This is a genomic window from Actinorectispora metalli, assembly GCF_056323685.1.
In genome coordinates, this window is sequence record NZ_JBREYE010000001.1 from 2143831 (window position 1) to 2157904 (window position 14074).

The window sequence follows — 14074 nt, forward strand, 5'->3', positions numbered from 1 at the left end:
GACGCCCTCGACACTCGGGGCCGTTACTCGGCCGAGCCCTCGACCTGCTTCGGGGCCGCGGTGCTGCGGACCGGGATCTTGGCGGGCTGCGGTGCCGGGCGGTGCACATCGCGCACCCGCACCTTGAGCAGTCCGCGGTCGTAGTCGGCCTCGATCTGCTCGGCGGTGACCCCGTCGGGCAGGGTGAACTCGCGGCGGAACCGGCCGGTGCGGATCTCCCGCACCACGGAGCCCTCCTGCTCGGCGGTCTTCTCCTCGGTGCGCTGACCGCTGATGATCAGCCTGCCGTCGTCGACCGTGACGTCGACGTCGTTATCCACGTCGACCCCCGGCAGTTCCAGGGTGACGACCACATCGTTGCCGTCCTTGGCGATGTTGGCGGCGGGCACGAAACCGGCGCCCGCGGGGTTGCCCGCGAAGGCTCGACGGGCCAGTGCGTCGAACTCGGTGTCAAGCTGGCGGACCAGCGAGGTGAACGGATCCCAGACGGATCCCCGAACGGCAATCGCCATTGCGATCCTCCTTGTCGAACGCCGGCGTCGCAGCGTCGGCGTTAGCACTCGGCTGTCATGAGTGCTAACGGATGGCCGCGCCGCTGTGTTCCCGCCGCCGGCGAGCGGGTACCCGATCGGGGGGATACGTTCGGTACACCATCCGCAAGGGAGGCAGCACATGCTGATCCGCAGACTCGCCCGGCCGATGCTGGCGTCGATCTTCATCGCCGGTGGCCTTGAGACACTGCGCAATCCGAAGCCTCAGGTGGAAGCGGCGCGTTCGTTCCTGGTGGGTCTGGTCGAGGTGACACCGGAGCCGATCAGGGAACAGGCGCCGACCGAGCCGGAGTCGCTGGTGAAGCTGGACGCGGCGATCAAGGTGGCCGCCGGGGTCGCGTTGGCCTGCGGGTTCGCCCCCCGGGTGGCCGCGGTCGCGTTGGCGGGGAGCCTGGTGCCGACAACCCTGGCCGCCCACGCCTTCTGGCGGGTGGAAGATCCCGCGGAGCACTCCTCGCAGCGGGTCCACTTCCTGAAGAACCTCGGCCTGCTCGGCGGCTTGGCGTTGGCCGCGGTGGACACCGAGGGCAAGCCGTCGATGGGCTGGTGGGCCCGGCGATCCGCCCGCAAGCTGGGCGAACGATCGCAGCAGGCGCTGGACGCGCTGACCGAGGCGGGCGAGCGCACCTCGGACTCCGCGCAGCACGCGGTGCAGGTCACCTCGAAGCGGGCGCGGAAGTTGGCCCGCCAACTGACCTGACACGGCGGCGGTGCGTCGTACGGTAGTGCCATGCCGGTTCGGGTGCTGCTTGTCGACGACCACGAGGTGGTCCGGCGGGGCTTGCGTGATCTGCTCGGAGAAGAGACCGATATCGAGGTGGTCGCCGAGGCCGGGAGCGTGGCCGAGGCCATCGCCGCGGCGGGTGCCTGCGCGCCCGATGTGGCGGTGGTGGACATGCGACTGCCCGACGGGGACGGGGTCTCGCTCTGCCGGACCCTGCGTGACCTCGGCGAGCAGCCGCCGCGCTGCCTGGTGCTGACCGCGTTCGACGACGAGCAGGCCCTGATGGGCGCGATCCTGGCGGGCGCCAGCGGGTATCTGCTCAAACAGGTCCGCGGCCAGGACCTGGTGACGGCGATCCGCGAGGTGGCCGCAGGGCGGTCGCTGCTGGACCCGGTGACCACGGCGCGGCTGCTGGGCAGGATGCGCGACGCCGCCGAAGACCACGCCGAGACCGATGTGCTGGCGGGGCTGACCGAGCAGGAGCGCCGGGTGCTGGACCTCATCGGCGAGGGTTTGAGCAACCGGCAGATCGCGCAGCGGCTGTTCCTCGCGGAGAAGACGGTGAAGAACTACGTGACCTCGGTGCTGGCCAAGCTGGGCATGGAGCGGCGCACCCAGGCCGCCGCCTGGATCGCCCGCCACTCACGCTGAGAGCGGCACCTCCCAGGTCACCGTGGTGCCGCTGCGCGGTGACGAGGTGATCATGCACTTGCCGCCCGCCGCGGCGGCCCGCTCCTCAAGGTGTCGAAGGCCCCGGCGGGTCACGCCCCGCGGGATGCCGCAGCCGTCGTCGATGACCTGCAGCCGCAGACCTTCCTCGGCCTGCCGAAACCGCACCAGCACGGACCTGGCGCCGGAATGCCGCACCACATTGGACAGTGCTTCGCGCAGCGCCGCCCTGGCGTGGTCGGCGACGGGCACCGGCACCCCGTCGAAGGAGCCCGCGGTCTCCAGCCGCGGTGAGCGGCCGAGCAGTTCGGCGGCGATGGCCACCTCGGCGCGCACCGAGTCCAGCAGGTCGGGTGCCCGCGCCGGTCCGGTCGCCGGGTCGGGGTCGGCGCTGCGCAGGGCCTTCACGGTGGCCCGCACCTCGGCGATGGTCTGGTCGAGTTGGTCCACGGCGTCGGCCAGCCGCCGCTCCTCGCCTGGCTCCAGCCTGCCCTCCAGCCTGCGCACCAGCAGTTCCAGCTGCACGCCCGCCGCGTAGAGCCGCTGCACGATCACGTCGTGCAGGTCGCGGGCGATGCGTTCGCGTTCCTGGTAGACGTCCACCCTGCGGCGGGCGGTGGCGCCCTCGGCGAGCACCAGCGCCAGGCCCGCCTGCGCGGCGAACGAGGTCAGCACGTCGAGGTCGAGGTCGGTGAAGGTGGCGGCGCCGCGCCGCCGGTACACCGCGAGCGCGCCGAGCCTGCGTTCCCTGGTGCCGAAGGGGGCGACCGCGAACGGCCCGTAGCCGCGCAGCGTCAGCGGCACGAACGGCGCGGTGCGCGGGTCGCCTGTGAGGTCGTCCACGACGACGGACACCCCGCTGCGTGCGGCGCGGGCGGCCACCGAGCGAGGGGAGAGCACCTCGCCGACGGGGTCCTCGATATCGGTAGGGCTGCCGGGGCGCGGAATGCGGTGCGCCGCCTCCACGGTGAGGCTGCCGTCGGGGTTGCGCACCATGGCCAGCCCGAGATCGGCCTCGGCCAGCGCCGCGGCGTGGCGGACGACCAAGGGCAGCACCGCGTCCGGGTCCTCCCCGGACAGCGCTGCCGTGGTGATCTCGGTGGAGGCGGCCAGGGCCCTGGCCGCGAGCGTGGGATGCATGGTCAGTCTCAGCTTACGAGCTCTCCTTCCAGGTCGACCTCTGCCAGTTCGCAGTGTTCGGCCGGACCCAGTAGCAGCTCCGGCAGGCCGCGGTAGCCGCGGACCAGCCCATCCCGCACCTCGATCAGCTGATCGGCGGGCTCGGCCTCGATCGGCCGGTGTGTCACGTGGATCACGGTTCGCCCGGCCAGCGCGGTGCGCAGCCGACCCAGCAGCGCGCGGGCGGTCGGCTCGTCCAGGTGCGCGGTCGGCTCGTCCAGCAGCACCAGATCGGCCTCGCGGGCCCGCAGCACGGTGCGGGCGACGGCCAGCCGGGCAGCCTCCCCACCGGACACCGCCTGCCCGCCGACGCCGAGGTGGGTGTCGAGCCGGTCACCCCACTCGGGCAGCCCTGCGACGCGCAGCGCGTCCCGCAGCGTCTCGTCGTCGGCCGCCGGATCGCCCAGCCGCAGGTTCTCCCGCACGGTGGTGGACACCAGGTGCGCCTCCTGCGGGCACCACGCGACCCTGCGCGGCAGCATCGCCGTGCCCGCGGTGGGGCCGCAGAACCCGAGCAGCAGGGCCAGCAGCGTGGACTTGCCCGCGCCGGACGGCCCGAACACGGTGACCGCGCTGCCTGCGGGTATGGACAGGTCGATATCGCGCAGCAGCGGCGGCTGCCCGTTGCCCCAGGCCAGGTTCACGCCGCGCAGCAGCACCTGCGCATCGTCGTGCCGGTACACCGGCAGCCGGGGGTCCCGCCGGGCCCCGAGCACGCCGCCGAGCCTGCCGACCGCGGCCCGCAGCGGCAGCCACTGGGCGGCGGTGGCGGGTAGTCCCGACACGATCTCCGCCGCCGCCAACGGCAGCAGCACCACCAGCGGCGCGTACACCGGGTCCAAGGCGCCGCCCGCCACGGCCCGCGCGGCGAGCACCGCACAGCCGAGCACGGTGGCGCCCAGCACCAGCGTGACCAGGCCACCGGCGGCACCGACGCCGAGCGCGGCCCGGCGCGCGGTGCGGGCCAGCCCGCGGTCGGCGTCGGCCAGGTCCCGGCGGATGCCCCGATGCGCACCGGTGGCCAGCAGGTCCGCCGCCGCGTCCAGCAGTGTGTGCGTCCGCCTGGCCACCGTGGCGCGGCCGTCGGCGAGCCGCAGGCTTGCCCTGCGCTGCACGAGCAACGCCGTGGCGGGCCCCCCGAGACCCGCCACGGCCAGCCCGGCCGCCAACAGCAGGCCCGCCGAGGGCAGCACGGTCGCCTCGATCGCGACCGCCGCCATCCCGGCGAGCAGTGCCACCAGCGGCGGCAGGAAGACCCTCGGCACGCCGTCCCGCACGGCGTCCACATCGTCGGCGAGCTTTTGGGCGGTGCGGTGCGCCGAGCCCATGCCGAGCACCCGCACCGGCCCCAGGTCGGTGAGCTTGTCCCACAGGCGTTCCCGCAGCCGGTTCGCCAACCGGAAGGCGGCGTCGTGCGAGACCAGCCGCTCGGCGTAGCGCAGCCCGGCCTTGCCCAGCGCGAGCACCCGCACCGCGACCACGGCGACGGTCAGCGTCAGGATCGGCGGCTGGCCCGCGGCCTTGGCGATCAGCCAGGCCGCGGTCGCGGTGAGCGCGATGCCGCCGGTCACCGCGGCGGCGCCCAGCACGGCACCTGCCAGGCCGCGCCTGCTGATCAGCAGGCGCCACGGGAATCTGGTGCGCCGCCGGGCCGGGTGCTCCCGTCGCGGCGCGGTGATCGCGTCCTCGGTGGACGGCGCGAGCCCGCCCACCGCCTTGCGGTGGGTCGCCAGCAGCACCGCCACCCCGCCGGCCGCCGCCTGTTCGACAGCGGACATCACCCGGGAGGCGGTGCCCGCGTCGAGGTGGGCGGTGGGCTCGTCGAGCAGCAGCACCGTCGCGCCGCGCCGAACCCGCAGCAGCGCCCGCGCCACCGCGACCCGCTGACGCTCCCCTGTGGACAGTTCCGCGATCCGCCTGCCCAGCAGGTGCGTCGCGGCCACCTGCTTGGTCACGGCCACCAACTCGGCGGGCAGCGGCGGCCCGCCTGGTTGGTCGGCGATCGCCAGCTGCAACTCCTCGGCGACCGACACCGCGGCGAACGCAGGCCGCTGCGGTACCCACGCCAGCCGCGCCCGCCGGCCGTCCACATCGGACGGATCGGTGCCGTGCACGGAGATCCGACCGCTCTCCGGCGGCACGAACCCCAGGATCGCCGCGAACACCGTGGACTTCCCCGACCCCGACGGCCCCAGCCCCGCGGTGCCCGCCAGCCGCACGATCTCCCCCGCCCGCACGGCGAGGCTCAGGCCTTCCGGCACGGTCCGCCCCCGCCGCCGTACGCGAAGATCCTCCACCTCCAGCGCGATGTCACCGCCGGATCTTGTGCCGCGCTCACGCCCCTCGCGGCGGTCCTTGAGGAGCGTGTCGACTCGGGTGATGGCCTCCAAGCCGTCCTCGCTGGCGTGATGGGCGGCGCCCGCGGCACGCAGCGGCAGATAGCACTCGGGCACCAGAACCAGAACCAGCAGCCCGGTGGCGAGGTCGAGGTGGCCGCCCGCCAGACGAAGGCCGATGCCGACGGCGACCAACGCCACCGAGAGGGAGGCGAGCAGTTCCAGGACAAGCGCGGAGCAGAACGCGATGCGCAGCGTCTTGGTCGTGACCCGGCGGTGATCCTCGCCGAGGCGCCGCAGCAGCCCGCGCTGGGCGCCCGCCCGGCCGAAGGCGCTGAGCAGCGGCAGCACCCGCACCAGTTCCACCAGCCGCGTCGAGAGCCTGGCGGTGGTGTCGGCGACGCGGGCGGCTCGCTGCTCGGTGAAGCGGCCGATCAGGGCACCGAACAGCGGGATCAGCGGCACCGTCACCGCGACGATCACCGCCGAGGTGGGGTCGTCGCGCAGAATCCACAGCCCCACCAGCGGCGGGACCACCGCGGCCGTCACCAGGGCGGGCAGGTAGCGGGTGAAGTAGGCGTCCAGCGCGTCCAGGCCACGGGTCGCCAACTCGGTCAGCGCGGTCGGACCACCGCCGCGTTCGGGGTCGCCGATCCACTCCGGGCCTTCCCGCAGGGCGTGGTCCAGCAGCGCGGCGCGCAGTTCCTCCTTGGCGCCCACCGCGGCGCGAGCGGCCGCGGTCTCGGCCGCCCAGGTGCACAGCGAGCGCACCACGATGGCGGCGGCCAGCAGCCGCAGCCACTCGGCGAGCCGCGTCGAGCCGTGCGCGGTGACGAGGTCGGCGAGCAGTCCGGACATCGCGATCGCCTGGGCGATCAGCGCGACCGCGTTCAGCACCGAGAGGCCGCCGGTGACGCCGAGCGCCAGCCGGGCGGAGCGGGACAGCCGGGGCAGCGCGCCGAGCGGGCCGGTCATGGCACGTGGACCGGGGGCAGGTGCCGGGTGCTGATCCGGCGGCGGAACACCCAGTAGGTCCAGCCCTGGTAGACCACCACCGCGGGCGCCCCGATGGCGGCGATCCAGGTCATCACCGTCAGCGGGTAGTCGCTGGCCGCCGCACCGGCCACGGTGAGGGTGAACGCCGGGTCCAGTGTGGACGGCAGTACCGCGGGGTAGAGCGAGCCGAACAGCACCGCGATGGTGGCGGCGATGGTGAGGCCGAGCAGCCCGAACGACACGCCTTCCCGGCCGTTGCGCAGCGCGTACACCGCGAACAGGCCCGCGAGGACGACCAGCGCGGCGAGCAGCAGCGTCCCCCAGCCGCCGTGGCGCAGCGCGATGGCGATGACCAGCACGCCGACGGGCAGCAGCGCCACCGGACCCAGCCAGCCCGCCAGGCGGCGGGCGCGGTGCCGGATGTCGCCGTCGGTCTTCAGGCTGAGGAACACCGCGCCGTGGACCAGGCTGAAGCCGAGGAAGGCCAGCGCGCCCAGCAGGTTCTCCACCGTCAACAGTGCCGCCGGGCCGCCGATGAGGTCGCCGCGGGCGTTGATCGGCAGGCCGGTGACGGTCGCCGTGATCACCAGGCCCCAGCACAGCGGGGGCACCCAGGAGCCGATCTGGATGACGCGGTCCCAGTTGCGGCGCCAGCGGTCGCTATCGACCTTACCGCGGTACTCGAAGGCAACCCCGCGGCCGATCAGCGCCAGCAGGATGAGCAGCACCGGCAGGTAGGCGGCCGAGAGCAGGGTGGCGTACCAGTCGGGGAAGGCGGCGAAGGTGGCGCCGACGGCCACGATCACCCACACCTCGTTGCCGTCCCACACCGGGCCGATCGTGTTGATCATGACCCGGCGCTCGTTCTCTTCGCGGGGCAGCACGCCGAGCAGCATGCCGACGCCGAAGTCGAAGCCCTCCAGGAAGAAGTAGCCCAGCCAGAGGAGGGAGATCAGGCAGAACCAGAACGTGGGCAGATCCACGACAACCTCCCCTAGTAGGCGAACGCCAGCACGTCGTCGTCCTTCGGCTCGCGTTCGGCGGGCGGCTTGCCGAAGTCCGGCAGCACCCCGCCGACGCCCGCCTTGGCGTACCGCGCGATGAGGAACACCTCGACCACGAACAACACGGCGTACACCGAGGTCAGCGCGATCACCGAGATCAGCATCTCGGCGACCGAGACGCCGGAGGACACGGCCTGCGCGGTGTACATCCACACCCCGTCCACCCCCGACGGGTTGGGCACCACCACGAAGGGCTGCCTGCCGTACTCGGTGAACAGCCAGCCGAAGATGTTGGCCAGGAACGGCATCGCGATGCCCAGCAGCGCCAGCCGGGTGAACCAGCGGTTGGACGGCACCCTGTTCCGGCGGGTCAGCCACAGCGCCAGCGCCGCGGCGAGGGTGGCGACCGCGCCGAAGCCGATCATCAGCCGGAAGTTCCAGTAGGTGGCGGGCAGGTCGGGCACGTAGTTGATCGGCTTGCCCGCGTGCTCGCCGAGCCAGGGCTGGTCGGGGTAGTGCGTGCCGTAACGCTGCTGGTACTCCCCGACGAGGTCCTCCACGCCCTTGATGCGGGCGTCGAAGTTCCCGCTGGCCAGGAAGGACAGCAGGCCGGGCACGGTGATGCTTTTGACGTTCTCGCAGTTGGGGTCGCTCACGTCGCCGACGGCGAAGATGGAGAACCCTGCGGGCTCCTCGGTGTGGCAGAGCGCCTCGGCGGCGGCCATCTTCATGGGCTGCTGCTGGAACATCAGCTTGCTCTGGAAGTCGCCGGTGAGCGCCACCGCGGCGAAGGCGAACACCCCGACCCAGGCGCCCAGTCGCAGCGAGGAGAACCACACCTTGCGGTCGGGGTCGTCCACGGGGCTGTTGCGGTGCCTGCGGGCCAACTGCCAGGCGGCGATGCCCACCAGGAACGCCCCGGCCACCGCGAACGAGCCCGCGATGGTGTGCGGGAACGCCGCCAGCACCGTCGAGTTGGTCAGCATCGCCCAGATGGACACCAGCCGGGGCTTGCCTGCCTCGTCGATCACGACGCCGACCGGGTGCTGCATCCAGGAGTTGGCGGCCAAAATGAAGTAGGCGGAGGCCACCGAGGCCAGCGTCGCGGCCCAGATGCAGGCCAGGTGCACTCTCTTCGGCAGCCTGCCCCAGCCGAAGATCCACAGGCCGAGGAACGTGGACTCCACGAAGAACGCGACCAGGCCCTCGATGGCCAGCGGGGCGCCGAAGACGTCGCCGACGAAGCGGGAGTAGGCGTTCCAGTTCATGCCGAACTGGAACTCCTGCACGATCCCGGTCACGACCCCCATGCCGAAGTTGATCAGGAACAGCTTGCCCCAGAACTTGGTCATGGCCAGGTAGCGCTCGTTGCCGGTGCGGACCCAGGCGGTCTGCATCCCGGCGACCAGCACGCCGAGCCCGATCGTCAGCGGCACCATCAAAAAGTGGTAGACGGTGGTGATCCCGAACTGCCACCGCGCGATATCCAACACGTCCACGATGACCATGCTCCGGGGCGCGGACGGTCACCGGAAGGTGCGGGAGTCCTGTGGTGACGGGACCAACGTCCCGCACCCCCCATCGTGGGAATGGCGTGGGTCACGGCCCGGACGGGTAGCCGTATACGCAGGTTACGATGGGTGCGCCTGAGGGGAGTAGTTCCCGCGGCCACCGCTTGGACACGGGTGGCCCGGCGAGGTGATCGACACACTGATCCGCCATCGGATCCGGTCCCTCACCCAGCGCGTTCTGGGCGAACGAGACCTCCGGCCGAGTAGCAATGCTCGGTCGGGGTCACGATGCCCTCCCGTCCGAGCCCGGACGTTGGAGGTATGCGTGGAGTTCTCCGCAATCGCCCTGCTCAAGGCATTCGCCGTGGTGCTGCCCGCCGAACTGCCGGACAAGACCATGGTCGCCACCCTGATCCTCACCGCCCGCTACCGCGGCCTGCCGGTGTACCTCGGTGTGATCGGCGCCTTCGCGGTGCAATGCGTGATCGCGGTGGCCTTCGGCAGCGTGCTGACACTGCTGCCGGACTGGGCGGTGGCCACGGTGGTGGCGGTGCTGTTCGGCATCGGCGCGATCATCCTGCTGCGGGAAGGTTTCAGCCGGGAGGACGACGAGGAGGACGTGCGCACCACCGCCCCGGTCACCTCGGGCCTGCGGATCGCGGCGATCTCCTTCGGCGTGCTCTTCGCCGCGGAGTGGGGCGACGCGTCCCAGCTGGCCACGGCCGCGCTGACCGCGAGCACCGGCTCACCCGTCGCGGTCGGCCTCGGCGCGTTCCTGGCGTTGGCCACGGTCGCGGGGGCGGCGGTGCTGCTGGGCAAGCGGATCGCCGACCGACTGCCCAAGCACCTGCTGCAACGCATCGCGGGCGGTGTCTTCACCGTCTTCGCACTCATCGCCGCCGGGCAGGCACTGGGGGTGTAACGGACTACAGGAGTGCGGCGGCGACCCTGGCGGCGGCGTCGACCACATAGGGGCCGACCTCTTCGACGTCCAACTGCTCCAGGGTGACCACCCCGACGCTGGCACGCAGGCCCGGCACGCCGCGCACGGGAACGGCCAAGCCGTAGGCGCCGCTCTGCAACTCGCCCGCGGTGGCCACCCAGGACGGACCACCGGGCGGCAGGTCGATGGCGCGGCCCGCGGCGCCGCGCTTGATCGGGTGGCGGGCGCCGACCCGGTAGCCCACGTGGTAGGCCGTCCAGGACGGCTCCACCACGGCCACCGCCTGCGCCTCGCTGCCGTCGGCCACCGTCAGGTGCGCGGTGGCACCCGCCCGCTCGGCCAGTCCGCGCAGCACCGGCAGGGCGGCGAACCGAAGCTGCGGCAGCACCCTGGAGGCCAGCCGCAGCACGCCGAGGCCCAGCCGGACCCGGGAGCCCTCGCGGCGGACCAGGCCACGCGCCTGAAGCGGACCGAGCAGCCGGTAGACGGCGGCCCGGCTGGCGCCGATGGTGGTGGCCAGGTCGGAGATGTTGGGGGCGTCGCTGTCGGCGTCCGCCACGGCCTGCAACAGCGCGAGGCCGCGCTCCAGGGTCAGCGAGCTTTCCTTGCTCGGCGCGGGCGTCGGCGGCTCGCCGGGATCGCCGGATCTCGCCCGCCCGGCCGTTGCCAGCTGCGCGGAGCCGGGGAGCTCACCCGGCCGATATGGCCGGGCGGCTCGCCGGGCGGGCGGAGGGTTCACGTCGTCTACTCCTGCGTTTCCACTGCCGGCGCCACAGTGCCGACAACCTCGGACAGGCCAACGATCGAACCACCCTCGCCGGGTGCGGTTCCGGAGATCACGATCGTGTCACCATCGGCCAGGAAGGTGCGCTCGCTGCCGTCGGAGAGAGTCACCGGCTCCTTGCCGCCCCAGGTCAGTTCGAGGAAGCAGCCGCGCTGCTCCTTCTCGGGGCCTGAGACCGTACCGGAGGCGAAGAGGTCACCCGGCCGCACGGTCGCGCCGTTGACCGTCAGGTGCGCCAACTGCTGGGCGGGCGACCAGGACATCTCGGCGAACGGCGGCGTAGACACCACCGTGTCATTCCAGCGCACCTCAAGGCGCAGGTCGAGACCCCACGCCTCATCACCGGTCAGATAGCCCAACAGCGGGTTGGGCGGCGGGGGCGGGCTGACCTTGGCGTGTGCGAAGGCCTCCAGCGGGGTGACCCAGGCGCCGACGGAGGTCAGGAAGCTCTTGCCGAGGAACGGGCCGAGGGGCTGGTACTCCCAGGCCTGGATGTCGCGGGCGGACCAGTCGTTGACCAGCACCACGCCGAAGACGTGCTCGGTGAAGCGGGAGACCGGCACCCGCGAGGTCACCGGGCCGCCGCAGACGAAGCCGACCTCGGCCTCGATGTCCAGCCGCCTGCTCGGGCCGAAGGACGGCGCGTCCTCGTCCGGCGCCTTGCGCTGCCCCGCGGGGCGGACCACATCGGTGCCGGACACCGCGACGGTGCCCGCCCGGCCGTGATAGCCGACGGGAAGGTGCGTCCAGTTCGGCAGCAGCGGCGCGCCGTCCGGCCGGAAGATCCGTCCCACGTTCTCCGCGTGGTGACGCGAGGAGTAGAAGTCCACGTAGTCGGCGACCGTGAAGGCCAACCGCTCACGCGCCGAGGACAGCGGGACGAGTTCCGCGCCCCGCGGCGCCGAGTTCGCCGCCACCATCTCGGAGATCCGCGACCGCAGTTCGCTCCACAGCGGGCGCCCGGCGGCGAGCAGCGGATTCAGCGAGTCACCCGCCACCAGTTCGGTCAGGCGGTCGCCCAGCGCGAGGCCGCGCAGGGGCAACGCGGAGTCGCCGACGCGGACGGCGATGACCGCCGCGTCGTTCGTCTCCACCACGCCGTAGGGCAGGGTCTGCGGCCCGAACGGCTGGTCCTTGCCGAACGCGGGATCGGAAATCCAGCTCACAGGAGACCGAGTCCTTCCAGATCGTGCACGGGCTCCGCCAGCGAGCAGGAGCCGTAGGAGGCGAACACGCCGCGCACGGCCTGCGCGGCCTCATCGGACAGCGCCTTGGCCTCCGCCGCCAGCGCCTGCGCGTCTTTGCTCTCGAGCGCTTCCCGGACGTCCTTGCCCGCCAGTGCCCTTGCGGTGGCCACCAGCAGGTTCAGGAAGCCGTGGTGGGTGTACCCCGTCGTCTCGTCGGTGTGCCGCACCGCGTTGTGCAGGCCCGCGGTGGCCTTGAACGGGACGCCGATCCCGCTGGCCACGGCGAGGAAGTCGGCGACCTCGTCGACGCTCGGGAAGGCCTCGGCGGTGACACCGCCGCAGCGCAGCTTGGGCCAGCAGTTGTGCTCGGCGACCCTGGCGATGCCCGCCAGCCAGTCGGCCCGGTTACCGGGCTGTTCCGAGTTCACACTCGGACGCCGGGGCTCGACGACCCGGATGGCGTCCTCGGGAACGAACTCGCTCACCCGCTCCAGCCAGACATCGTCCACATCGGAGGGTGCGGGCATCTCGACCATGCGGAGCGCGAGCAGTTCGTTGCGCGATTCCACAATGGACACAGCCTTCGGCACACCCCCGAGGCCGGTGTCGATCACCAGCGAAAGGCCGACCGGCTTGACCGGCTTCGCCTTCACCAACTCGGTGATCAACTCGGGCAGGCGCGATGCGGGGCAGAGGAAAAGCCCCATCACCCCCGACCACGGACCGGTGCGTCCTTCGAGGTGGCCGCGGACCGCATCGGGCATGGGCGCACTGCCCGGCGGGAACAGCGCGGCATCGTCGACAAGCCTTGCCAACAGGGGCGGAGTACCGCGGGGACCGGGGGCACGGAGTTCTACGGCGCTTGACACGGGTGACACGCTAGTAGCGTACCGGGAACTGAACAAAGGTGTCCGACTATCGTACGCCTGGGAGGAGCCATGCCCTACTACCGCAGCGTCGGGGAGATCCCCCGCAAGCGGCACACCCGATTCCGCAAACCAGAAGGTGGGCTGTACGCGGAGGAACTAATGGGCGTGGAGGGCTTTTCCTCCGATTCGGCCCTTCTCTACCACCGCCACCTGCCCACCGCGATCGTCAACTCGGAGACCATCCCCGACATCCGCGGCGGCACCCAGGACAACCTCCCGCTGAAGCCGCGGCACTTCCGCACCCAGGATCTGAAGTGGGAGAACCCCACCGCCGTCGACGCGATCACCGGCCGCCGACAGCTTGTCGCCAACGCCGATGTCTCGGTGGGCTTCGTGGCGGCCACCGCGCCGAGCCCGCTCTACCGCAACGCGGCGGGTGACGAACTGCTGTACGTGCAGAGCGGTGCGGGCACCGTGGAGACGATCTACGGCGCGCTGCGGGTGTCCGACGGCGACTACGTGGTGCTGCCGACCTCATGCACCTATCGAGTCGTTCCGGACAACTCGGATGGGGAGCCGCTCCGGCTGCTCACCATGGAGGCGACCGGGCACATCGGCCCGCCGCGGCGCTACCTGTCCACCAAGGGCCAGTTCCTTGAGCACTCCCCCTACTGCGAGCGGGATCTGCGGGGCCCGGTCGAGCCGCTGCTCGCCGAGGGCAGCGATGTGGACGTGATCGTCCGGCACCGGGCGGGCCTGACCCGGTTCACCTACGCCGAGCACCCGTTCGACGTGGTGGGCTGGGACGGCTGCCTGTACCCGTGGGTGTTCAACATCCGGGACTTCGAGCCGATCACCGGGCGCATCCACCAGCCGCCGCCGGTGCACCAGACCTTCGAGGGCCCCAACTTCGTGGTCTGCTCGTTCTGCCCGCGCAAGGTGGACTACCACCCCGAGGCGGTGCCGGTGCCCTACAACCACGCCAATGTGGACTCCGACGAGTTCATGTTCTACGTAGGCGGCAACTACGAGGCGCGCAAGGGATCGGGCATCAACCTCGGCTCGATCTCGCTGCACCCCTCCGGCTGCACGCACGGCCCGCAGCCGGGAGCGGTGGAGGCCTCGCTGGGCGCCGACTATTTCGACGAGACCGCGGTCATGATCGACACCTTCCGCCCGCTCCAACTCGGCGAGGGCGCCGCTGCCTGCGAAGATCCGCGTTATGCCTGGTCCTGGGCCAAACGCGGTCCCGACTGGAGCTGATCAGCCAGGGCAACCACCGGCCGGTACGCATCCCGTACCGGCCGGTAGTTTTTAGCCC

General features: G+C 72.0%; 12 protein-coding genes. 4 read left to right on the forward strand and 8 right to left on the reverse strand.

The window, feature by feature from the left end:
- Positions 1-23: 23 nt before the first annotated feature.
- Entirely contained in the window at positions 24-512 is a 489-nt protein-coding gene (locus tag ACU6XJ_RS10000) for an Hsp20/alpha crystallin family protein (RefSeq protein WP_476308898.1), read from the reverse strand.
- Positions 513-672: 160 nt separating this feature from the next.
- Here ACU6XJ_RS10000 and ACU6XJ_RS10005 point away from each other — a divergent pair, with 160 nt between their 5' ends.
- Together ACU6XJ_RS10005 and ACU6XJ_RS10010 are read left to right on the forward strand one after the other, a co-directional pair.
- Positions 673-1251 (forward strand): DoxX family protein, encoded by a 579-nt coding sequence (locus ACU6XJ_RS10005; protein WP_476308900.1) that lies wholly within the window; start codon positions 673-675, stop codon positions 1249-1251.
- A gap of 30 nt (positions 1252-1281) precedes the next feature.
- Positions 1282-1926, forward strand: coding sequence for a response regulator (locus ACU6XJ_RS10010; RefSeq protein ID WP_476308902.1), 645 nt, complete (start codon positions 1282-1284; stop codon positions 1924-1926).
- Here ACU6XJ_RS10010 and ACU6XJ_RS10015 read toward each other — a convergent pair.
- From ACU6XJ_RS10015 to ACU6XJ_RS10030, 4 genes are read right to left on the reverse strand one after another with little or no spacing between them, the layout of a single operon-like run.
- Positions 1918-3084: a GAF domain-containing sensor histidine kinase gene (locus tag ACU6XJ_RS10015; protein ID WP_476308905.1), complete on the reverse strand. Its 1167-nt coding sequence runs from the start codon at positions 3082-3084 to the stop codon at positions 1918-1920. The genes ACU6XJ_RS10010 and ACU6XJ_RS10015 overlap by 9 nt on opposite strands.
- An 8-nt stretch (positions 3085-3092) precedes the next feature.
- Positions 3093-6434: a thiol reductant ABC exporter subunit CydD gene (gene cydD / locus ACU6XJ_RS10020; RefSeq protein WP_476308907.1), complete on the reverse strand. Its 3342-nt coding sequence runs from the start codon at positions 6432-6434 to the stop codon at positions 3093-3095.
- Entirely contained in the window at positions 6431-7438 is a 1008-nt protein-coding gene (gene cydB / locus ACU6XJ_RS10025) for a cytochrome d ubiquinol oxidase subunit II (protein WP_476308910.1), read from the reverse strand. Before cydB ends, cydD begins: the two co-directional genes overlap by 4 nt.
- An 11-nt stretch (positions 7439-7449) precedes the next feature.
- Positions 7450-8958 carry a cytochrome ubiquinol oxidase subunit I gene (locus tag ACU6XJ_RS10030; RefSeq protein WP_476308912.1) on the reverse strand — a complete coding sequence of 503 codons (1509 nt, stop codon included), beginning with the start codon at positions 8956-8958 and terminating at the stop codon, positions 7450-7452.
- A 337-nt stretch (positions 8959-9295) separates the two neighbouring features.
- Between ACU6XJ_RS10030 and ACU6XJ_RS10035 the strand changes: the two genes are divergently transcribed.
- Entirely contained in the window at positions 9296-9892 is a 597-nt protein-coding gene (locus tag ACU6XJ_RS10035) for a TMEM165/GDT1 family protein (protein WP_476308915.1), read from the forward strand.
- Positions 9893-9896: 4 nt separating this feature from the next.
- Here the strand turns inward: ACU6XJ_RS10035 and ACU6XJ_RS10040 are convergent, their stop codons facing one another.
- The 3 genes from ACU6XJ_RS10040 to ACU6XJ_RS10050 form a co-directional block, all read right to left on the reverse strand.
- Positions 9897-10583, reverse strand: coding sequence for an IclR family transcriptional regulator (locus ACU6XJ_RS10040; protein ID WP_476313905.1), 687 nt, complete (start codon positions 10581-10583; stop codon positions 9897-9899).
- Between the two features lie 74 nt (positions 10584-10657).
- A complete protein-coding gene (fahA, locus tag ACU6XJ_RS10045; protein ID WP_476308918.1) occupies positions 10658-11863 on the reverse strand; it encodes a fumarylacetoacetase in 1206 nt (401 codons plus the stop codon).
- The gene (locus ACU6XJ_RS10050) at positions 11860-12753 is read right to left on the reverse strand and encodes a hypothetical protein (RefSeq protein ID WP_476308920.1); all 894 of its coding nucleotides are present in this window, start codon (positions 12751-12753) and stop codon (positions 11860-11862) included. Before ACU6XJ_RS10050 ends, fahA begins: the two co-directional genes overlap by 4 nt.
- A gap of 69 nt (positions 12754-12822) precedes the next feature.
- Between ACU6XJ_RS10050 and ACU6XJ_RS10055 the strand changes: the two genes are divergently transcribed.
- A complete protein-coding gene (locus ACU6XJ_RS10055; RefSeq protein WP_476308923.1) occupies positions 12823-14016 on the forward strand; it encodes a homogentisate 1,2-dioxygenase in 1194 nt (397 codons plus the stop codon).
- The last annotated feature ends 58 nt before the right edge of the window (positions 14017-14074 follow it).